Source organism: Bacillus cereus group sp. N11 (assembly GCF_016483605.1).
Taxonomy (GTDB): domain Bacteria; phylum Bacillota; class Bacilli; order Bacillales; family Bacillaceae_G; genus Bacillus_A; species Bacillus_A toyonensis.
Map to the genome: position 1 here is coordinate 188,752 of NZ_JAEHBN010000003.1, position 23,117 is coordinate 211,868.

Genomic DNA, 23,117 nt, shown 5'->3' on the forward strand with positions numbered 1-23,117 from the left:
AGTCTATAAGGTTTAGCACATCAAATTAAGTTAAGCGCTTTCCCTATTTTTCTTCATTATACACACTTGATTCTAAATTGAAAACATTTTTATTTTTTTGAATACTTTTCTTTTTATCTGAATTTCAAATTTCGCAAGTAAACGTACTTAGTCCATATACAAACTAATAATTAGAAATAAATAATCTTAACAGCTACAAAAATAATCTTTTAAAATACTGATATAACAAGGGAAGATAAGCCTTTTTAATAGTAAACCCCATCTATAAGGTATTCCTTTCTTTTCATACTCATTATTATTTTATTGTCCAATAAGTAAATAGAATGCCCTTATAAAAGAAAGTTGTAAATTGTCAAAAAATTTCATTGACGACCCCATAATGTAAGCGTATACTTTTTTTATCAAAAAGAATTAAGCGCTTAACCAAAAAACTTATCGGTGGTGGGAGAATGAACGCAATGAGTTCAAACAAAACATTTATGGACAAGATTGGTATTCCTTCTAATTTAACTTGGGGATACATAGGGATTATTGTTTTTATGATTGGGGATGGTTTAGAACAAGGATGGTTATCCCCTTATCTCGTTGAAAAAGGACTAACACTAGAACACGCTGCTTTTCTGTTTACTATTTACGGGATTACTGTATCTGCTTCTTCTTGGTTTTCGGGGGTATTTGTACAAATGTGGGGACCAAGAAAAGTAATGACGTTTGGTTTAGTATCATTCATTTTAGGTTCCATTGGGTTCATAGGTATAGGTATTCAACATATGAATTATCCGGTAATAATAATTTGCTACGCTCTACGAGGATTTGGTTATCCCTTATTTGCTTATTCTTTCTTAGTTTGGGTATCTTACAGTACTCCGCAGCAAATGCTTTCAAGAGCAGTTGGCTGGTTCTGGTTCGTATTCCAGCTTGGACTTAGTGTTATAGGTGCCTTTTATTCTAGCTATATGGTTCCTAAAATCGGGGAAATCGCTACTTTATGGAGCGCCTTAATTTTCGTTGTTGTCGGGGGATTATTCTCTATTGTTGTAAATAAGGACAAGTTTAAAGCACAAACCGTAAGTGCTAACAAATCAAGCGAATTACTAAAAGGCATTACCATCGCATTTGAAAATCCTAAAGTTGGTATAGGTGGTATTGTTAAAATTATAAACTCGGCCGCTCAGTTTGGATTTGTTGTTTTTCTGCCTACTTATATGATGAAATATAATTTTACAATGACTGAATGGCTACAAATTTGGGGTACTCTATTCTTTGTAAATATGGTGTTTAATATTATTTTTGGTATTGTTGGAGACAAGTTTGGTTGGGTAAATACAATTAAATGGTTCGGAGGAGTCGGTTGCGGAATTGTAACTCTTGCACTCTATTATGTACCACAAATGGTCGGACATAATTATTGGGCAATATTATTTGTTGCATGTTGCTATGGAGCAACTCTTGCCGGTTATGTACCTCTTACAGCATTAGTCCCATCTTTATCTCCTGAAAATAAAGGAGCTGCAATGTCTGTCTTAAATTTAGGTTCAGGATTATCAGCATTTGTTGGGCCATTAGTAGTAACTGCCTTCATCGGACCATTAGGTGTAGGGGGCGTGATGTGGATTTTTGCTGGATTGTACTTCTTTGGTGCATTCTTAACTCATTTCCTTACTATTCCAAAGGAAAATGAGATGAAGCAGGATTTAAATACGAAAAGCGGTGAGCAATTCTCTGTATAAATCCTAAATATAAAAGAAGGTCATCATAACTGTATATGGTTAAGATGACCTTCTTTTTGTTACATTCAAATAAGATATTAAAAAAGATATCATGTAATATCCTTTACTGAAGATCGCTCTACTAACTGAGGAATAATTGTAATTTTTTGCTTAGCATACTCCTTCATTTCCATCGTTTTTAGCAGTTGTTCAAACGTACAGGTCGCCATTTGTGTAATCGGCTGTTCAATTGTTGTTAACCCTGGATCTGCAATCTCAGCATAGATGGTATTATCAAATCCGATAATTGATAAATCTTCCGGAATTGAAAGTCCTTGTTTTCTTGCTTCATTCATAAGACATATAGCAATTAAATCTGTACAAGCAAAAACCGCTGTAGGTCTGTTAGGTAAATTAAGTAATTCTTTACTTGCACGCTTGCTATCTTCAACTGTCGAATAGCAGCTAATTATAGCATCATCATCTAATGAGATACCTGAATCTTTAAGAGCCTGCTTGAAACCATTTAGTCTCCCTAAACTACTTTTTCTATCCTTCTCCTTCATAATCGTTAAAGATGTATGGCCTTTCTGCGTTAGATAATTTCCAGCTAGATAGCCTCCCCTCATATCATCAGTTGTAACAACATGAGTTGTGATGGAAGGATGATCTACAGTGAATAATACAAGCGGCAAATCTCGGTTCACGATTTTTTTAACTAGTTTATAATCATTTAGCTCCGTTGCAATAATAATGCCATCTACTTGCTTTTTAAATAATAAATCGATGTATTCATGCTCACGTTTTGTTTGATGGTCCGTACTACACAAAATAAGTGTATATCCCGATTCTCGTGCACTATTTTCAAAAGCTCTTGCCACTTCTGCAAAAAATGGGTTTGAGATATCTGGGACAAGTACCCCAATCGTATATGTTTTTTTACCTGTTAACGCTGCTGCCACACTACTTGGCTGGTAATCTAATTCATCCATTACCTGATTTACTTTGTTTATTGTTTTTTCACTAATACGTCCCGTTTGATTAATTACCTTGGATACAGTTGCTATTGATACACCTGCTTTTTCCGCAACATCATAAATTGTTGGTTTCACGTTAATTGTCCCCTCTTAATCATCTTTTACTATATTTTATCATAAATATATTTTGCTTCATGGTACACATAAGGAAATCCTTTAAAATTTATAAGTACTTTTATCTTCAGGCGTAGTTCTTCTCCTTTACGTAAAACCGAGTTCCAAGTGGCTATTTCACCTTATAAACATGTAACTGTCTGGAAGGATTTTTACGAACAGCATGCTTCGATAAAACAGAAAAAAGGACCGTATTCCGGTCCTTTTTCTAGTTATATATTATCAATTGTAAAATTTTTAGCCTATTCTTTCTCGCTTTAGATTAAACCTATCTTGTTAGTCTAATAGGCACAGGATTTTTTCCTCTTTTCCTATATTTCTTATCACCTAATCTGTCTATTTCCACGAATCACATATTATGGATACATTTATAAATTATCTTTACAATAAAAAACAAGAAGAAGATCTATGCGAGTAAACGCTTTAGAATCTCCGGATTCTACCATACACACTCTTGACTATAATTATTTTATTACTTTTTATTATATAATCCCCTTTTTCATTAAACTTACATAGCTGTTATCTCCAATGATTACGTGATCTAGAAGAGGTATACCAATAATAATTCCACATTCTTTTAATCTCTTAGTTACTTCAACATCTTCATGGGACTCCATACTATGTCCTGATGGATGGTTATGAAAACATACGATTGAAGATGCATTGTTTAATATTGCCGTACGGAAGGTTTCCCTTGGATGGACTAACGATGAATCAACAGTTCCTTCGAACACAATACTACATCCAATAATTTCATTCTTTGTATTTAAGTTAAACACACCAAAAATTTCATTTGGCCTTGATTCTATATCAAATATAATCTGTGCAAAGCGTACAGCATCCGCTGGACAAGTGATTTTCTTTTTCTCAATATCATAAATACGATTACTGTCTTTTACCAGCTTTACAGATTGAACCATAATTTTCTTACCCATGTCCTTCTCCTTTCGAAATAAAAAAGACGAGAATTCTCCTCTCATCTTTTTTCACCTTCTTTTGTATTTTGAAATCCAAAGTTCTTACTTTCCTACTACTATTCTTAAAAGTTAAGACATACTATCACATCCTTGTTAGTTCATTACTTGTCCTATTCCTACAACGCAAAAAAACCTCCCAGGAATACATTCGTATTACAAATTAGCGTATATGTTTTATACACTTCCTTGTAATGAATCGTAAACCCGAAAGGTTTGTGTTTATTTAGGAATGATTAAAAAGGAAAAATTTTCTTGAACTTATTATATAATAAGTTCAAGAAAATTTCAATAAAAAAACTAAATATTCATACTTTTACGAAAGGAGATTTGATTTCTATAATAAAAGACACCCATGTTCAATCGAGTGTCTTTACAAAATTATTTAACTTGTTTTTGTAGAATTCCCTCTAATTCTCGTACAGTCTCGGAAAATTCATCAATTCTTATCGTGCACATTTCGATAGTTTTTTCAGTATCGATAACTTCCCACACAGGATGATCAGCTTCTATTTCTTGTTTCGGGTACAGCAATATACACCTTTGAACTTCCTTATAAGCAGTTACATACGCATACATTTGATAAATGTCACTCTGAACATAACTACTTTTTCCATTATTTGTTGCACTTTTCCACTTTGTATCCATGATTATCACATTATCAATCACAAAATCTGGTTTTAATAAAATGTTCTGGCGTCCACTCTTCTTATTACGTAATAGCCTCTTTTCTGCATGTTGACTGATTATTTTATTATTACCAATAGTCTCTTGTAGTGCTACTTCAATATATTTTTCAAACAACATATTCATTTGAAATAAGAAAGAGAACGATGATGCTCCTTGCCCTTTACTATAAATCGTTGCCCTCTCAACAATTAGCTTAGCAAATAAAGCAGCTTGACGAAAACGTTCATTCTGTCGGTTAAATGTAATGCTTTTTAATTCCTTCTCTGTGAAATGTACTACATCCACAGGTTCTAAGTAGCCTAAACAGCGCTCAAGATAAAGTTTTAAAGTATGTATTTTGGTATGTTTTTTTACAATGAGCAATGCACATTTAAAGAGCTGATTTAAAGAGTTATTTTCCGTATATTCATCATATGCACAATATGCTTTTGTCTTTTGAAATACATTCTTATAAATGTGTTTACTAAGCTCGAGTTTGCCACGCAGTGTATTTAAATTTTCTTCATGACGTTCGTATGTTTTAAAAGTCCCTTTTCTGAGTTCATTTAGCAAACGAGTAAGAAATGTAGCAAGAAATGCCGTAAGCAGTTCCCCTCTATCTTCACCATTTAGTACTTCCTCATAAAATGAAACCGGTAAAAATCCTGTAACTGAAAGCATTCTTAGCAATGCCTTTCGATCGTCAATAGGTGTGAGTTTTATTTTGGGAATAATTTCGTACCTCACATCTGAACATTGTATCACGCCAACATAATTAATAAAGCGCAGTCGTTTATACTTCTGATCAATCACCAGTTCATTTGGATATTTTTCTTCAATATACCGTATAAGCTCATCAAATTGTTCTGCTGTAACGTCATTTTCTGTAATCCAGTCATACGCCTCACGCACTATAATTGTCTTATTCATAAATCGCTATTAGCTCTTGTGCTGTTAATTTTCGTTTTACCCGGTACAGTGCAGGAATATAAATAGATGGCTTTTGTTTAAACAATTCATTTACATTAACTTCTTCTTTATAAACAATATATTGATCTTCTTTTGAACTCCCTATTCCACCCAAAACAAGACCGATTTTTTCCCAATCATCATAAAAATACTCTTGTAAAAGTGGAATGATTTTTGTTTGAAAAATAGCTATAACTTCATTATCTGTTTTTGCGTTTATAAAATACGCATGCCCAATCATATGATCGCGATCATACAGCACTTCAATCCGCTTATTAATAACAGAAAGCATTTCAGCAAGATCAATTTCATCACCAATCGATTCAAGAAGATCCGTATTTGGCATGATTTCTTCAAACACAAAGCGACGGCGTAACGCTGTATCAAGCAGTGCAATTGAACGGTCGGCCGTATTCATCGTCCCTATTACATATAAATTGGGTGGTAACGTAAACTTCTCTTTTGAATAAGGTAGTTCAACAATCAATTCATTACTTTGTGTTAAACGTTTATCCTCTTCCAGTAACGTTAACAGCTCACCAAAAATCTTAGAAATATTGCCTCGGTTCATTTCATCAATAATTACAACATGTTTTTTCGCATTCAAATAATCAAACGAACCGTTTTCCAGCAATGCCTTTTGAATAATTGCCTTTTTCTCTTCTCCCTCAACCTCAATTTTTTCTTCTTCTGTTGTATCTTCCATTTTTTCTAATATCCAATTTAGTACAGACCAATATCTCGTCTGATTACACCCACCAATTGCCTCACGAACAAACATAATATTATTCTTCCAATCAATATCATTCTCCTGAATATAGCGATACAAACTTAGTAAACGATTCTTTGAAACTATTGAACTAGTTTTTACATCCTCACTCGTTACAACGATATTATTTTGCTCTGAAATGTATGAAATGAAATTTGTCGTTCCTGTTTTTGATTCGAATCGAATATTATTCTTCAAACCATTCTCAACCAGGTAATCATAAAGTTGCTCAAAACGAACTTCATTAGAAAAGTCCTGACTAGTGCTTTGAATTCCTTCATACATCGCTTCAAGAGCGGCTTTTTTCAAAATACCATCTGTTGGCACAAAGTTCCCTTTTCCATCAGATTTCAATCCTTCTATAAAATCTTCATATCCATAGGACTGATGGAATGTCACGAGATGAATACTCCCATCTTTAGTTAAACGTGAAAACTCTTGTTGCAATGCCTCTCGTCCATCTGCTTTCAATTCCTCATATGTTCTTTTATCGATTAATTCAAGAGCACGTTCAACAATTTGATATGTTTTCCCCGTTCCAGGTGGACCAAAAAATACATAGTTTCTTGGATCTATATCTAATATTTCACTAGATTCTTGGGGTGTATTGCTAATTTCCTTTCCCTGCATAAATACTAAATTTATTGTATTCTTACTTTTCACTTCATTTAATGTACTACGATATCCTCCGTAACCTATGAACTCCCTCTCCTCAGTATTAATCCACTCGACTGGAAGGAGATGCCCGTACTCTTCAGAGAATTCATAACCATCGATAGTATCTTTGGTAATTTCCCCAACAGCACTAACTCGTAACACTGATCGTGTCTTCCCATCAACCTTACGAGTAAAAGATGTTTTTAAAGCAACAAGGTCTCCTTCTTTCATTTTTAAAAATTGCTTTAACGCTTTTTGTCCTGCTGATGTTTCTTCTTTCTCATCTACGATATCTTCAATATTTTCTTCTTCTAAAAGAGAGGATAAATCCTCTTGTAAAAAGCCTATTGCTACGCAATTGTTTTTCAATAAAAAATCTTGAATGGAACGATCTTTTCCATATGTATGTCCAGCTAGCCAATAGTTTATATTCTTATCAAGCGATTTATCCCGCTCAGAAAATGTATCCCAGATAAATCTTGAGATCTTTTCATTTGACCAATCAAAAAAAACATTTTCTTTTTTAATAGCATGCAACACTGCATGATTCAACTCAATTGCATTCTGAGGAGTAAGCAATACATCTTTTATATGTAATTCCTTCCCAAGCTCAATCAATATTGGTGGTGAATAAATATTAAAAAATTTCTCTGGAACATAAATATTTAAAATTTTTAGCAGCACCATATTATAAATTGGTAAATTCAATTTAAGAATTTCAGAGATGCGGCCTTCCTTTGCAAGTCGTATTGCCTCACAAATCCCTTCTTTTAGGACTCTAAATTCTTCTTGTAACTGTTCATCTTTTAATACCACTTTTTGTTTACCATAACTTTTACAGTACTCACCAGTTTTAGCAAGATAAATACCGAATTTAGCAGAATTGGCTCCGCCAATGCCGCCTAAAATATTTTTTCGCTCGAGCCAGTAATTGAAACAATCTTTTGTTTTAGTATTTGCATATTCTTCTATGGTGAGATTTCTTAAGGCTTCTAATGGAAAACGCTTTATGAATTCTTGGCGCCCCGATTCTTTTTCAGCAAGCAATGAAATATCGGGTTCAAATTGAGTAGCTTTTTGGGTCACGGTTTGAAGCTTCATTTTGGAAATTACCCCCATTTAATTTTATAGATTAATTATAGAATATGAGGAGATAAGAAGGAAGTAATTGGGTGCAGATTAATAGATTTTGTGAATTAGGTTTGAAGATTGAAAAGTAGTTACTTCCCATAACTTAGACAGGGTGGAGGTCGTGAGTTCGAGCCTCTCCGGGGTCATACTGAAACTCCTTAGTATTCAAGGGGTTTTTATTTTGTATTTTTTAATTCTAAGGCCGTCAAAAACTCTCTGGTCACAAATTGGTCACCCTACCACAAAGTTGTTCATTTACTACCGCGCTTCGCTTGCTACCCTCTACAAAATAATTTAGGACGTTGGCCTAAATTATTTTGTAAAGGTTAAAATTCGGATATTTATATTGATTTCAAATAAAGTTTAAATGTTTAAAATTTATTAAGACCTAAAATAAAAAAATAAGGGGTAGTACATATTATACATGTCTAATATATACCACCCTTTTACTTCTTGTTCCAGAATTGCACCCGATCGCTGAATCTTGAAAAATGCGAAAGAGCTTCAAAAATAGCTCCTCAGTTATTTCATCAAAGCCCCCCTTCAATAAAAACAGGGAGCAGTTTGCTGCTCATTGTAAAGACTATCTCTTCTCACTAGAAGTGTTATTATTTTGTTCCACATGTGCATATAGATTCTTCGAAGATCCCTACTTTATCAGGACTCTTTTTTTATTCCATCCCTAGCCAGTAAAAGGAGTTTCAATATATTTTTGATGGACTTTATTTCTCTTCCGGATACACCGTTCTCAACAAGATCATTAAATTTATCAAGCATTTTAAGATAAGCGAACATAGTAGCAAGCTTTTCACTAACCCGTTCAGGAAATGTAGGATCAGTAAAGTGTGAAAGTATTGCAAGACAACTTTCAAATCTTTCATTATCTGAAGGATACTCACTCGTGACTTCATCTGGATCATTCGAAAGAAATCTGTTAACTGACAGTGATAGCAAGCACCCAAGAATTGCTTCAAATGCTTCCTGAGATTCACCAAGAGCACCTTGAACCATTGTGGTGTCACTAAGTTTCATCATAAACAGAGTTGCCAAAGCATCCACTTGAAATTCTATTGCATGCTCAATCGATTTATTTTTCCATGATTTCAGTTCTTCTGGAATTTTTTCCAAAAGAAAATATGCATCATTATTTTTTCCAGTATGACCAAGTAAATGATGTGCGATTTCATGGCAAATAATAAATTTATCTGTTAGCGTTGCAATATGGGCAGCCTTAAGCATTAATTTATCGTCAAATATTTCAACAACGAGATTTCGGTCTAGGTCAATCGTAAGAGGATAGATTTTTCTCCATTCATTGGCCATGATGGTAAGCCTTCGTCCATGATCTTGAAGGATGCCAATATCGGTTTTATTATCGGAGAATTCAGTATAATAAATAGAAAACTCATATAGGCAGTCTGCAAGTCCAACATAATAATAAATCAGGTCCCCACGGTATTCTCCTGGTTTTATCAGAGCTGTAGCTTGGTATTCATGGCTATTCAATTTGGCAATAAACATATGCTCTAGACGACTTCGAAATGTTTGCGGGATATGATACGTCAACAAATCTTTGATGACATCCTCCACATGACGGTCATTGCTGAATTGTGGGATGTGTCTCCATATTTTTGTGGCGACTCTATTTTTCTCTGGCATTTTGATATTCATTGCGTTTTGATAACTTATCCCTTTCAATCTAGGCTGCACATTATGATAAAAATATTGGCGTGCGTTCATCATTTCCCTCCTTTTGTTAACTTTCATACTCTATAAGGACCATTGGACACATTCCTTACAAAATCTCTTCTATTTTGTTAACTGCATCTTTTTGCATCGTTGCAAAACATGTGAGTAAGTGCCTTATCTGATTTTGATGTTACTATGTCCTAATCGCTCAGAAATCACCTTGTCGCACTCCAGTTACAAGGGCTAAATGAAAGACAATGAAATACCTGCTATCCTTTGCAACTTTCAAGAACAGTTGTACTTCCTGTTCATTCCACACAGTTAACTCTTCCTTATCACCTTTAGGTAACTTGGTGTTAGCCGCAACATTTTTGGTTATTAACTCCAAATCTATTGCATGCTCAAGAGAGTTTCGAATAATTTTGATAATTTTCTCAATCGTTCCTCGCTTTAAACCTTCGTCTCACAGTGAATTAACATAGTTCTGCATATGCAACGATTGTTAAACTTGGCTAATTTGATATTGCCTAGAGAAAGAATGTTACTACTGTTAAAGTTTCCTTTCAGTACTTTTGCTGTCTGAATACCAACACTGTGCTTCTTGATATTGAACCAACTTTCCAGATATTCACTATGGAGAAGTTTGCTAGGTACTACATACGTTCCAATACGAACTTCTGAGAGCAGCTTTGTTAAAGCATTTTCCACTTCCTTTTTAGTAATGAATCCCCTCTCCTCTGCTTCTTTTACTTTCTCTTACGTGTTAGTGGGTCAATACCAATGTCTACAAGATAAAAATACTTTCCTATGTTGGTTTGAAATAAAGTTTAACCAAAAACATCTCACAAAACGGCATTTTCCTGTAAATGAAAAGAATCCATTTTGAAAAAAAGATTGATCAAAATGGATTCTTTATCAGTAGATTTATGCTTTGATTTTATAATAAAGTTTGATCATTTCCTAATCGTGTTACTCAACAATCACGCTCAATTGTGGAAGATCATTACTTAATCCCTATTCAACATAAAGAAACTTTACTTGAATAAGAAAAGTTAAAAACTTTAATTTTGTATTAAAAGACGTATTCATTTATAAATAACTATTAGATTGTAAAGAACTTATATTGCGTAATCATCTCGTTTTAAGATAACTCAGGCAATCCAAGCTCTTTTAAGAACTGATTATGCTTATCCTTTGCCTTGCTAATAGCAACCTCGATTTCATCTAGATTTTTTTTCACATCTGCAAGGTCAATAGTTTCTTCTTCCGCAACCGTGCTAACATATCTTGAAATGTTTAAGTTGAAATCATTCTTTTCTATTTCTTCCATAGATACACGGCGAGAGTATTTTTTGTCATCCTCTTTTCGATATTTATATGTTTCAACTATTTTGTCGATATGCTCTGGCATTAGGACATTTTGTCGTTTACCTCTGTCGTAGTACTCACTTGCGTTGATAAACAGCACGTCATCAAATTTTTTGCACTTTTTAAGCACAAGAATACAAACCGGAATACCTGTTGAAAAAAACAGGTTAGCTGGCAAACCAATAATTGTGTCAATATTCCCATCCTTGAGTAGCTTTGTTCTGATCTTCTCCTCTGCTCCACCACGGAACAGAACACCATGAGGCAAGATGATTGCCATCGTTCCCTCATCACTTAAAAAGTGAAACCCATGAAGTAAAAATGCAAAGTCGGCTGCTGATTTTGGTGCAAGGCCGTAGCTTTTAAAGCGAAAATCCTCTGCCAGAGTATCGTTAGGCTCCCAGCGGTAGCTGAAAGGTGGATTGGCTACTACTGCATCACATCTCAATTTTTTTGCTGGGTTCATTTCAGTGAGTATGTCCCAATCATTTAGCAGTGAATCTCCGTGAAATATTTTAAACTCGGAATCTTTAAGCCCATGTAAAAGCATATTCATACGAGCAAGGTTGTAAGTTGTGATATTCTTTTCCTGTCCGTATATCTGACCAATACTATTAGCACCAAGCTGCTTTCTAACATTAATTAGAAGCGAGCCAGAACCGCACGCAAAGTCAAGTATGTTTTTGAGTTGCTCCTTTTTGCCTGTGCTCGGGTCTTGGCTATCAAGTGTAACTATTCTAGAAAGGATGGTTGAAATTTGCTGGGGAGTATAAAACTCTCCTGCTTTTTTACCTGAGCCCGCCGCAAATTGCCCTATTAAGTATTCATACGCATCACCTAAAAGGTCACTTTCATTGGGGAACTCCGATAATCCTTCTGCAATAGCAGTTATTATTGAGCACAGCGTTGTATTGCGTAATTCATAATTCTTTCCAAGTTTATCAGAGTCGAGGTTAACCTCAGAGAATAATCCGCGAAACGTGCTATCAAAGGATTCGTTTTCTATAAATTTGAAGCCTGCTTGCAAGTTTTTCAAAAGATACTTATTTTGTGTGCGGGCCAATTCGTATATATTACTCCAGAGATACTGTGGCTTAATTACAAAATGAACCTTACGTCGCATTTGCTTTTCAAACATAGCCACTTGATCTAAATTGTTGATATACCAAACAACAAGAGGGGTTAACTTTTTGCTTTCCAACAACACCTCATGTTCCTCGATTACTGAGTTTTTTTCCTTGCTATCCAATTGCTGTTTATTAAAATAGTTTGTTATCTGTTCTTTTAATGCGTTAATAACATCATCCTGATTGGCAGCAACTGTGATTTTTTTTATTTCTTCTTCACATTGTAAATAATCGCTGCCAAGTTCTTTCTTTGCCGCTTCTTCATAATTATCTGAAAGATAGCGCAGGAAGAGGAAAGACAGCATATAATCACGGAAGTCATCAGCATTCATGGACCCGCGTAATTTGTCAGCAATTCCCCAAAGTGTTGCGCCTAATTGTTTTTGCTGTGTATCATTCATTGTTTTGCCCCCTATTCTTCGGTAAATAGTTCAGGGTTGAATCGGTATAATTCCATGTAACCCCTTAAAATTTTTCTAAAAACCTCTTTATTATCTTCAACCATTTCAATAGGCTCAAACAGCGAATAGTTCCCATGACTTAATATGTTCACATATCTTCCAAATGTGATTCCATCCGGGTCATCTTCATCGCGTTTAATACATTCGGTGAAGTCTTTGAATCCATGAAACGATGCTGCCTTTTCAAGAATGTTTCGCAAAATATTGAAGTGATAAGTATAGAGCCTACCTGTGTTCGCTGCTTTGCTTAGCTCTTTTATTAATGCAACATGGTTGAAAAATGGAGTATCTTTGGTTTCTTGAATGAGGTATTCGTCTGTTTCCTTATTCTTTAATAAGTGATAGTCCTTGCCTTTTGCCCTTTTAAACTCATTATACATTACATTGAAAAACAACGAATGATGTGAAGATATGACTACTTTAATATCCTCTTGGCTTTTTAGCATCTGCGCTAAGTGGCTTGCTACTGCTATGGCGTTATTATCATCCAGTGATGAAATGGGATCATCGATATAAATGTGCCTAACCCAACTGTAGGCTGGTTCTTGGTCAACAACTAATTGGACAACCGCCAGAAAAAAACACCATACAAATATATTTTCTTCGCCACGAGAAATCTTTATGTTATCCACGTTTTCAGTTCCGCCATCTTTTCTTACTTCCCGCGAAAAACTAATCGTCCAATTTTGATAATCAATTGAAAAATCAAAATCAGCGTATCGATTTAAAAACGGACGAATACGACTTTCCATTTCAAGCTCTCTTAAGCCATCAAAAAAACGAGAATTTCTATTAATATACAGCAGTCTATTGGTGTCGCCCTCTAAGTCGTTATCCCAAGTGAATAAATCTTCTGTGAAAGCATTGTAATATAATGTATCTCGCGTTTTTTCTTCACTTTCAGGAATAGAATGTTTCCCTAAGTCTTTAAACGCTCCTGAAAGTCTTGTTTTGCCTGTACCATTGTATGCAAAAAGAAGAACATACTTCTTGCTATCGAGAACCGTTCTAAAATGGTTCGCCAGTGCATTTAAATCAGAAAAAGAAGTTATCGATTGAGAACTCATCCACTCACCTCCTCGATAGAAGGGAACAGTCCTTGCATCAAGCCTTTTTTGTGTAATTTCAGAGTTTTAACTTTTTCTGCTTGTGCGGTTATGAGATCATCTATGCTAGAAAGGCAATCGGATATTTTATGTTGTTCTGCTATGTTTGGCATAGTAATTGGCATTTCTGTGATCATAGACTTCCTAACAGAATCAACAGAATTTTTCGCACTTAACTTCATTACTCTATTGTTAAAGTGTTCAGAGAAATATTGAAAGACAAACTTGCCAAATGCCGATTTCGAAAAATCATATATGCAGTAAACTCTTTGATGAAAGTCAAATTTTCCATTAATATAATGAAAGTTTTTGCCTACACCAACACCGTCACCGGATGTTAAAATTGCTTCACAATCAAATGTATATGAATCTATTTTCTCAACGGCTTGAGATCTCACAAAAAACGGATATTTACCATTATCAACTTTATTTTGCGTATCCTTTTTTCCAGTAGTAACTTTTGCAAAATCCTTGATCAGGTATATATCCCACTCCCTACACCCCCTAAACTCTGGAAATCTCCACTCAGGCATAGTTTTACCTTCGGCAGGGAGTAACTTCTGCATTAATCCTTTTTTATTCACTTTGAGAGCTTCAAGCTTTTTATCCTCTGCAGTTATAAGGTCATCAAGGGAGGACAGGAAATCAGCAATCTTTTGTTGTTCTTTGTTTTCTGGTTTAGGTAATAGTATCGATGAAAATTGACTATAGCTTACCATCTTACCATCTCTTATGCCTTCTAAGTCTTTGTTTAGGTCTTGTATAAACTTATTTGTTTTAAAATAATGCTTATAGTATTGTTCCACTATTGGAATTTTTTTGCGTAAAATAATGTATGCTGGACTGCAAATACCATGATACAAAGAATATTCTATGCCACCTTGAAAAGACCGTAAACTAATGACAAAATCCCCTATCTCGACAACCTTGTAACTTTTAAGGCTCTTATTCGTTACAGACACATTATAATTAATCCGATCTCTTGGAATAGCGCCATGTTCCTGAGTTATAGCGAGAACAGGAAGATCAGAGTTATGATTTTTATTACTGATTGATTCAAATATTACATTTCCATTTTCAAAGTTAATCGCGCCATTTTTTTCAAATTCCGGAAACCTCAGTTTTGGTATCAAAGCCATTTTCTCTTTTCTATTCATATGCATTCAGCCCCACAATCACACGTCCGCCTGCAAGATTTTTAAAAAGCGGTATTAATTCGTCCATCAATTCCAGCTCCTTCTTAGTCCTATCTCTCCAGCCAAGCTCCAGCGGCTCTAACAAATCACTTAATTTTTCACCGTCAAAAATCATACGCCCTATAATTTCATCTATAAAGGCTTGCAACGATACAGGTTCAATACCATGTTTGTTTGCAATTGATTCCATTTCTTTTACTGCTTTTTCTTCCTTGAATTTTTGGTATCCAGCTTTTATTTCCTTTTCATCCAATCCTTTACCAGATTCCAATGTGCTGATATAAGCAATAATATCTTCACGTTCTTCCATCATATTTGAATTGGAACAAAGTAAACTAATAAGCTGCTCACGGCTCATTTTTTCTTTTTTAGGCACATCGGGTTGTGTATATCTCGAAATTAGAGACATAATGTAGTCATAATCAATAATTGCAGAGGAAAATAGAACGAACTCAAAATCAATCTGTTCAATCACCGGATCTTTATCCCTAATATCTTTGCCCTGCTGTGCTTTTAACATTTGGGCAGTTTCAATATAGACACCACGGAACGCACGCAAAGTGTCTTCCGGCAACAGTTCTTCAATTTTTGCCTCTTGTTCTTCTTTGATATCTGTATATTGATCAAGCTGTGTTTTAAGTCGCTGCACTTCCTTAAATTTATTGATAAATTCACCTCGTGCGGCGTCGCCCTTAAGGTTGCTTACTCGCTCTGGCTTACATTCTAACCCTTGTGATTCCATAAATTTCTCAAGATCGGCAACTGCTTTATCCAGCTTTTCAACCACAACAGGAGCGGGGTCAACAAGCCAAATTTCTTTTGCCCTATTACTGTTTTCTTTTCCAGAAAACAGGGCAATTGCTTCATCTACATCTTTTTCTTGCCCTCTAAAATCAAGAATATTTCCGTAAGGCTTTGTATCGTTCAAAACACGGTTTGTTCTTGAAAATGCTTGGATTAAGCCATGTTGCTTTAAGTTTTTATCAACGTACAAGGTGTTTAGATACTTTGAATCGAATCCTGTTAAAAGCATATCCACCACAATAGTTATATCAATTTTGTTTACCTGCGGATAGTCAGAATTTGGGTACTTTTGGTCTTTAATACGTTTTTGCACATCTTGATAGTATAAGTCGAAATCGTTTATGCTGTGATTTGTGCCGTACTGCAAGTTGTAGTCATCAATGATGCTTTTAAGTGCTGCCTTTTTCTTATCGGGCTCTTGTTCATTATCGGCCTTTTCTTGCTGTAGGTCTTCTTGTAACTGCTTAACATCTTTGTTTCCTTCAGCCGGTGGAGAGAAAACACAGGCAATATTTAACGACTTAAAGCTTGCGCCCTCATTCTTTTTTCGTTCCTCTTGTAACGATTTGAAGATCTCAAAGTATTCTATTGCATCGTTGATAGAAGCTGTGGCGAAAATCGCATTGTATCGTCTACCATTAGTAGCCGCATCATGTTTTGCTAATATTGCTTCGACAATCGCTTTTTTACTTACAGTGTCAGAGGCTTTTGCTGCTTTTTTGACATCTTCTGGCTTAAAATAATCGATGTGAAAGCGAAGCACATTGCGGTCATCAATGGCATTAGTTATGGTATAGGCATGTAGTTCTTTTTCGAAAACATCTTTTGTTGTGATATAAGAACCAACCGTTCCATCAATTTGTTTATATGTTGCATTTTCTTCAAATATTGGTGTTCCGGTAAAGCCGAAAAGCTGCGCTTTCGGGAAAAAGTTTTTAATTGCTTCATGATTATCGCCAAATTGTGAGCGATGGCATTCATCAAAAATAATAGCAATACGTTTATCGATGAGCTGTGCCAAGCGATCTTTGTAGGTCGGTTCGCCCCTTTTCTTTTTCTCTTGGTTACGCTTGCTATCTTCATTAAGAGCGAGCCCAAGCTTCTGAATTGTGGTAACAATAACTTTGTCACGGTAATCATCCGAAGTAAGTCGTTTAACTAAACTTTCTGTGTTCGTATTCTCTTCAACGCAGCCTTCTTGAAATTTATTAAACTCCAATCGAGTTTGTCTATCTAGGTCTTTTCTATCAACGACGAATAAACACTTCTCAATTTCAGGATTGTCCTTCAATAGGGTTGATGTCTTAAACGATGTAAGTGTTTTTCCACTTCCGGTAGTATGCCATATATATCCGTTACCACGATTCTGATCGATACAGTCCATTATTGCCTTAACAGCGTAAATCTGATAAGGACGCATAATCATCAATTTCTGCTCACTTACAACAAGTACCATGTAACGGCTTATTAATTGCCCGAGAGTGCATTTTGGCAAAAAGTTGTCAGAAAAATCATGTAGATGGGTGATTTTGTTATTGTCCTCATCTGCCATCTGATAAATTGGCAAAAAGCGCTCGTCTGCATTAAAACAAAAGTGCTCCTTGTGATTGTTGGCAAAATAATATGTGTTACTCTCATTGCTCACAATAAAAAGCTGCATAAAGCAAAGCAGCGAGTTTGTATAACCATTGCCTTGGTCGTTTTTATATTCTACAATTTGCTCCATAGCTTTTTTAGGTGTGATTTGCAGTGACTTCAGTTCAACCTGAACAACAGGAACCCCATTGATGAGGATAATAACATCATAACGATGATTACTGTTATCTGTGTTTATGCGTAGTTGGTTTATCACTTCAAATTCATTTTTACACCAGTCTTTTATATTAACAAGGGTGTATTGCAGCGGCGTGTCATCATCACGCTTAAAAGTGTTAATTTCTCGTAAAGTCCTTGCAGCAGTGAATACGTCTGCAGTGATAATACTATCTCTGAGGCGCTCAAATTCAGAATTGCTTAACTTTACACGATTCAGTCTTTCAAAATGTTCTTTGAAATTAGCTTCAAGCGAAGCTTTATCTCTAATATCCTCACGATATATGTATTTTAAGTTCCTAAGCTTTTCTATAAAAGCGGTTTCTATTTCCCTTTCAGCTTTCATATCATATCTCCTCATATTATAGAATAGAAATTCCCTAAGCCCTTTTCCAAAACTACATAATATCTATTTCGCCTTCACAAGCAACTCAATCAATTCAGTGTTTACATTTTTATTTTTACAAAGCTTGATTAAGGCATGTCGAGCAATTTGATTCGGCTTTGTATGATTATTCTCCCATCGATTCACAGATGTAAAACCAACATGAAGCTCACGAGCAAGTCCCTCTTGAGACAAACACAGCTCCAAACGTACTTTTTTAATCACTTCGCTTAACTCCATTTAGAATCACCTCGTAATTGTACAACTAACCACGATATATTATATCATAAGCTATAGCGTTTTGCGGTGAAAAGTTATTGACACCATTCATTATAGGAAAAAGACATGTTTTAGCATGCAGTTTTTTTAAAATTGACCCTAGGATCTTTAATCAAAATTCTTATCCAATCCGTAATTCTCCTATAAGTTCTCTGCGCTGTCTTCAACATCAAGAATTGGAGAAGGGAAAAAGGAGCTGCACACACAGGTCCTTCAATGTTTTAGAATGGTTTTTTATAGACCTTCATAATATGCGTAACGTTTTGGATAAACTTTTCTCTAGGGCTAGGTTTTTCCGGAATAAGACCGCGATGTCACTCGTCGTATTTTCCACGTTGAAGACCTTGAAAGCTACATTTAAACTCATCTTTCCGTGCTCATGCAGCTTTAAAACACTATGAAATTATTAATACTATATTAAATGATAGTTTTGAACAAACGAAACAGCTTATTCATAACCTACCAAAGGAACATTATCAGCTTTTTATTACGCGTGATTTAGACAAAGCAAAAATCACTTTAAATCAGCTTTATCAGGATGATACAAAAACAATTGGTATCGTCTGTGCTGGTGGCGCTGATCGTCAAAAAGAAGTCCCTGTTTTACCACGAGATGAACGATATGAAAGACCTAATAAGATTGCTCAACACTTTAACTATCCAGGGTCTCAATACTATTGTAAAAACCTCAACTACAGCTCAACTGAATTTCAAACACAAGGACTTGAACTAGATATGGTGCTCGTTCATTGGGATGATGATCTTTATCTACAGAATGGGGCTTGGAAGGGGCAGCACTATCAATGGGGTGTCGAAGATCCGTTCCAAATTAAACTCAATGCATATAGAGTTATTTTAACAAGGGGTCGAGATGGAACAATTATTTACATACCACCAAAACCCATACTAGATGAGACTTGGAACTTACTTAAAAATCAATTAAAAATCCCTGAATTAATGTTTTAAAATCTATAATGATAGACTACATTCTAGATTCCCTCAGAATATAGTCTATTATTTTTCTATTTCACAGCAACCGGGGAATCAGTCTTAAAAGACTTAAAATATTTGACTCTTATATGATAATAACGTGCTTTTAGAAGGGGTTTTCAAGAAAATATTGGTTAAAACAAAAAAAGCCGACTCGATTAAGAGCCGGCAATTTCTTTAAATAATATAAATAAAGGGAGACTAGCATACAATGAATATAGGAATACATTTTCATGCTCCAGAAGATGAAAACTTTAATTTGTCCATATTAAAATTACTAGAACTTTTTAATTCTAACAATTTCATTTGGCAAATAGATACTGCCGAAATATACCTAAAAGACTCTGATGGTAACTTTACATTTGAACAATTACTCGGCGACGAACGTTTCATAACTGAAAATAAGTTAAAACAAACTTTAATAAACAAAAAATACTTTTTAGTCTTCTTAACAATGTGTGCTTTTCCTGATATGAAAAAGAACAGCCCAACATGGATAAGAACAGCATCAGATTTTATTACTAGTGATTGTGAATTTTTATTAAGTATAGTTGATGGTTTTGATATTAGTATTTTATGTAAAGATGAGCGCTTACTTCAGAAGTTACATCAACATGTTCAAGACCTAGGTTATTTAGATACTAAATATTTAACAGAACGTACTGCAGGAACTTTTTAACTAGATCTTAAAAAGAAGGATTCAATACTCCTATTAAATCCTTCTTTTCCATTACTCACTACTTCACATATACATAATAAAAACTAGCTGTAATATAAAACACATTACCTCTACTATTCTTCACTTTATACTGCTGCGAACCATTTACAGAGACTTTATCAATGATAGTGAATCCTAAACCTTCACCGACAGTTCCTACAACATCTCTATCAGCCCAGGAAGCTTTTGAATAGAATCGTAAGTCATTCACTTTAGAGACTACACGTTTTCCTTCCACAGATGAAGATTCTTCTTTATAGCGAATGTATGATGAATCGTTATAAACCCACTGATTCCCTCCAAGATTTAACCAGTTTCCTACTTTACCCCAGACTTTATATGATTCACCCTTTTGTAGCTTACGAATGACATCATTGTTTGTGGATGGTCCAGATCGAAGATTTACATTTAAACCATCGATATAAGCTACCCCTGTTACATCCGTTACACTTTCAGATGGTTGTTGTGGTTTTACTTCCACAGTGACAGAATGACCATTATACGCCTTTAAAACATCAGAACGGAATTGAGCTTCTGATACACCATGTGAAGCAAGATACCCCTGTGGATCCTCATGATCTGTACCGCCTAATTTGTATGTGATATCTTTATGAGTCCATAATCCAACACTCGGATGGATATTTCTATCTTTTAAAATTTTCGCAAGTAACTTTACATATCTTTCATACGATTTTTTGAATTTAATTGGGTCACTAGTCTCAGAAAGTTCTACATGTACAAATCTAGCATTTGCCGCTGGACCTGCACCCCATGCACGATATTTAGTAGAAGCGATTTGAATTGTTTCATCCCAATCCGTTGCATAATGAACGAATGCATTTCTCCATGTTCTAGCTTCATAATTTCTAATATTGATAGCAGGTGCTTCTGGTGTCGCTGTGGAATGTGCTACTACTCCCTCATATGCACCCACACCATATCTGTATCCTTGCTTAGGTAAATCTGGAATAATCATTTCTCTATCTGCAAAAGCACTTGCAGAAAAAGAAAATAAAATAATACACATGATAAATAACGCGCTACATTGTTTCAATAATTTTTTCATTTCGTATTTTCCCCTTTAATATTTGCATAAACAAAAAGAGCACCTCAATTGAGACTGCTCCTTTTGCTATCATTTTTTATATTTGTCTTTATTTAATTTTTTTCTTTTCTAGATTTTGATCTTCTAATTTTCGCCTCAATTTCAGAAGATACACTTTCTAACAACCAAGTAGGGATCCATTTATCCCAGCTAATCCGTACACAATTTGCTGTAAAGCTATTAAAAATATGATAAATTAAACCACCCGTTACCATAAAAAAGAAAAACTCTGGTAGTTTAAATGCAATATCAAATAAATGCGCTAAAGAAGGCAATAAAAAAAGAACCACAGTTCGTGCAATGCCCTCAATTCCATATTGTGATGAATACGTACCATCTAATTTTGAAGCCTTACTACCAGTTATCCAATCTAATACAACTACCCATACCAAAATGATAATCCAAATTAAATTAGATTTACCATATAAAAAATTAAATATAGTTCCCAATCCCCCACTAATTACAGAAGCAACTTTAAATTGGGTGGTATTAATAACATCCAGTACATTTAATGTTTTTACAAGCTCATGAATTCGTTCCAAACTTTCACCCCCCTTTTTACATTTCAAAGCAAAATAAAAAAGCCTGCTTTGGCACGCTATTGTTTTAATTCAAATTCTTTTTGCTATACGTTCGCTTTTTCCATGGTGATTCTAATGGTTCTTTTCTTGGTAGTGCTTGATTACGAATTTCCTCTTCCGGTATATACTGATTTTGTAGAAAATCCCCTTTAAATGTTGTAGCTGGAATTCGAACACCTCCGGTTACAAACAGACTTGGCATATAATTCGCTTGCCCTACGTTTGGAACTCTTTCTCCACCCATATGGCCTACTAGATTTACTATTCTACTTCCTTTTCCTATATTGGATACCCTTTCTCCATCCATAGGACCTATTAGATCTACTATTCTACTTCCTTTTCCTATATTGGATACCCTTTCTCCATCCATAGGACCCATTAGATCTACTATTCTACTTCCTTTTCCTACATTTACCCTGCGAATACCTGTTTGCTGACAACCTTTATTTAATATAAATCCTTTAAATATAACCATATCGCACAATCACCCAATTCTTATAGCTAGAGCTGTGGATTTTTCCCCAAATGAATTTGTGAACTTGCTATTTGAATCACTAGACCAATAATTAGATGCTGTCCATAAAGGCTTATACACCTGAATACCATTTTCACTTTCCACTTCAATTGTATCATCTGTTGTTATTCTCCCATTTGATATAAATGAGTATATAAATCCTAGTTTACCCCTTAGGCCTGTTTGAGGATCATCTAAATAGAAATCTGTTAGCATCATAGGGCCTGAACCTGAACCACCATCAGAAGGAGAAGACCACCCTACGAACTGACTAAATGACATTTGATATCCTAATGGGACATCTAAAAGCGCTGCAGGTTTATTTAAAATTAAATATTTATAACTATCATCATAATAACCTGAGCTACTCGATGCATTAATTACACATGAATAATATGGATCGTTTTTTTCTTTCAAATATGTTTCTTCAGGTATCCCGAAAAAATTAACAACAGGTGATATAATTACTTTAGAATTGTCTTGTTTAAATTTATCTGAATCGGGTATTGTGACAAATATCATCCTGTCTAAGTCACAGTAATAATAATATTCTACTGGTAATTCAGTGCCCGTTGTTATTGAGCCTGAAATACTATAACTTGGTATAGAATTAATAAAGTTCAATCTGCCATAACCTGAAATAGCAGATGACTTATTAGTTTTATTTTCAAAGTCCCATTCCTTATAAAACTCAAAAATTGCATTTGAATATCTTGTAGTTTTAATATTGTAGGAATTGTTACCAATGCCATTGGACCCTGCATAAAAATATAAAGCTAAATACATTGGAGTATTTCCTAAACTACCTTTAGAATGCAAAACAACCCGATAATCTTTATGGTTACTTGCATCTTCAAGAATTTCCCATCCACCTTCCACAAATTTACTAACAAAAACGTCAAATAACTCCGCTCGTTTACAAAAACCTTTTTTATAAATAATATCCATAAACT

At 34.7% G+C, this 23,117-nt stretch carries 16 protein-coding genes and 2 pseudogenes; 3 read left to right on the top strand and 15 right to left on the bottom strand.

Annotation, left to right across the window (positions count from 1 at the left end; genetic code table 11):
* Positions 1-449: 449 nt before the first annotated feature.
* Positions 450-1,730 carry an MFS transporter gene (locus tag JDS98_RS06935; protein ID WP_000993232.1) on the top strand — a complete coding sequence of 427 codons (1,281 nt, stop codon included), beginning with the start codon at positions 450-452 and terminating at the stop codon, positions 1,728-1,730.
* 89 nt (positions 1,731-1,819) lie between these two features.
* Here JDS98_RS06935 and JDS98_RS06940 read toward each other — a convergent pair whose 3' ends face one another.
* The 11 genes and pseudogenes from JDS98_RS06940 to JDS98_RS06985 form a co-directional block, all read right to left on the bottom strand.
* Entirely contained in the window at positions 1,820-2,821 is a 1,002-nt protein-coding gene (locus JDS98_RS06940) for a LacI family DNA-binding transcriptional regulator (RefSeq protein ID WP_199633697.1), read from the bottom strand.
* A gap of 521 nt (positions 2,822-3,342) precedes the next feature.
* Complete coding sequence (locus JDS98_RS06945) at positions 3,343-3,795, bottom strand: JAB domain-containing protein (RefSeq protein WP_000516684.1); 453 nt, start codon at positions 3,793-3,795, stop codon at positions 3,343-3,345.
* A gap of 420 nt (positions 3,796-4,215) precedes the next feature.
* The gene (locus JDS98_RS06950; RefSeq protein ID WP_199633698.1) at positions 4,216-5,433 is read right to left on the bottom strand and encodes an McrC family protein; all 1,218 of its coding nucleotides are present in this window, start codon (positions 5,431-5,433) and stop codon (positions 4,216-4,218) included.
* Positions 5,426-7,999 carry an McrB family protein gene (locus JDS98_RS06955; protein WP_199633699.1) on the bottom strand — a complete coding sequence of 858 codons (2,574 nt, stop codon included), beginning with the start codon at positions 7,997-7,999 and terminating at the stop codon, positions 5,426-5,428. Before JDS98_RS06955 ends, JDS98_RS06950 begins: the two co-directional genes overlap by 8 nt.
* Positions 8,000-8,686: 687 nt before the next feature.
* Positions 8,687-9,769, bottom strand: a complete 1,083-nt coding sequence (locus JDS98_RS06960; RefSeq protein ID WP_199633700.1) for a hypothetical protein — start codon at positions 9,767-9,769, stop codon at positions 8,687-8,689.
* 163 nt (positions 9,770-9,932) lie between these two features.
* Positions 9,933-10,527: pseudogene (locus tag JDS98_RS30560) on the bottom strand (tyrosine-type recombinase/integrase); the annotation flags it as partial.
* 332 nt (positions 10,528-10,859) lie between these two features.
* A complete protein-coding gene (locus JDS98_RS06965; protein WP_199633701.1) occupies positions 10,860-12,614 on the bottom strand; it encodes a type I restriction-modification system subunit M in 1,755 nt (584 codons plus the stop codon).
* 11 nt (positions 12,615-12,625) lie between these two features.
* Positions 12,626-13,741: an AAA family ATPase gene (locus JDS98_RS06970; RefSeq protein ID WP_199633702.1), complete on the bottom strand. Its 1,116-nt coding sequence runs from the start codon at positions 13,739-13,741 to the stop codon at positions 12,626-12,628.
* Positions 13,738-14,937, bottom strand: coding sequence for a restriction endonuclease subunit S (locus JDS98_RS06975; protein ID WP_242480964.1), 1,200 nt, complete (start codon positions 14,935-14,937; stop codon positions 13,738-13,740). The genes JDS98_RS06970 and JDS98_RS06975 overlap by 4 nt, the downstream gene beginning before the upstream one ends.
* The gene (locus tag JDS98_RS06980) at positions 14,930-17,938 is read right to left on the bottom strand and encodes a type I restriction endonuclease subunit R (RefSeq protein WP_199633703.1); all 3,009 of its coding nucleotides are present in this window, start codon (positions 17,936-17,938) and stop codon (positions 14,930-14,932) included. The genes JDS98_RS06975 and JDS98_RS06980 overlap by 8 nt, the downstream gene beginning before the upstream one ends.
* Positions 17,939-18,001: 63 nt before the next feature.
* The gene (locus JDS98_RS06985) at positions 18,002-18,217 is read right to left on the bottom strand and encodes a helix-turn-helix domain-containing protein (RefSeq protein ID WP_097927381.1); all 216 of its coding nucleotides are present in this window, start codon (positions 18,215-18,217) and stop codon (positions 18,002-18,004) included.
* Between the two features lie 387 nt (positions 18,218-18,604).
* On the opposite strand from JDS98_RS06985, the pseudogene JDS98_RS06990 reads away from it, so the two are divergent.
* Together JDS98_RS06990 and JDS98_RS06995 are read left to right on the top strand one after the other, a co-directional pair.
* A pseudogene (locus JDS98_RS06990) lies at positions 18,605-19,222 on the top strand (DNA/RNA helicase domain-containing protein); the annotation flags it as partial.
* Positions 19,223-19,457: 235 nt separating this feature from the next.
* Positions 19,458-19,925, top strand: a complete 468-nt coding sequence (locus JDS98_RS06995) for a DUF2691 family protein (RefSeq protein WP_199633704.1) — start codon at positions 19,458-19,460, stop codon at positions 19,923-19,925.
* Between the two features lie 58 nt (positions 19,926-19,983).
* Here JDS98_RS06995 and JDS98_RS07000 read toward each other — a convergent pair whose 3' ends face one another.
* From JDS98_RS07000 to JDS98_RS07015, 4 genes are all read right to left on the bottom strand, one after another.
* A complete protein-coding gene (locus JDS98_RS07000) occupies positions 19,984-21,030 on the bottom strand; it encodes an N-acetylmuramoyl-L-alanine amidase (protein WP_199633705.1) in 1,047 nt (348 codons plus the stop codon).
* A 92-nt stretch (positions 21,031-21,122) separates the two neighbouring features.
* Entirely contained in the window at positions 21,123-21,611 is a 489-nt protein-coding gene (locus JDS98_RS07005) for a phage holin family protein (RefSeq protein WP_000439592.1), read from the bottom strand.
* A 64-nt stretch (positions 21,612-21,675) separates the two neighbouring features.
* The gene (locus JDS98_RS07010; protein WP_098912110.1) at positions 21,676-22,125 is read right to left on the bottom strand and encodes a hypothetical protein; all 450 of its coding nucleotides are present in this window, start codon (positions 22,123-22,125) and stop codon (positions 21,676-21,678) included.
* 9 nt (positions 22,126-22,134) lie between these two features.
* The gene (locus JDS98_RS07015; RefSeq protein WP_098912109.1) at positions 22,135-23,112 is read right to left on the bottom strand and encodes a hypothetical protein; all 978 of its coding nucleotides are present in this window, start codon (positions 23,110-23,112) and stop codon (positions 22,135-22,137) included.
* Positions 23,113-23,117 lie beyond the last annotated feature (5 nt).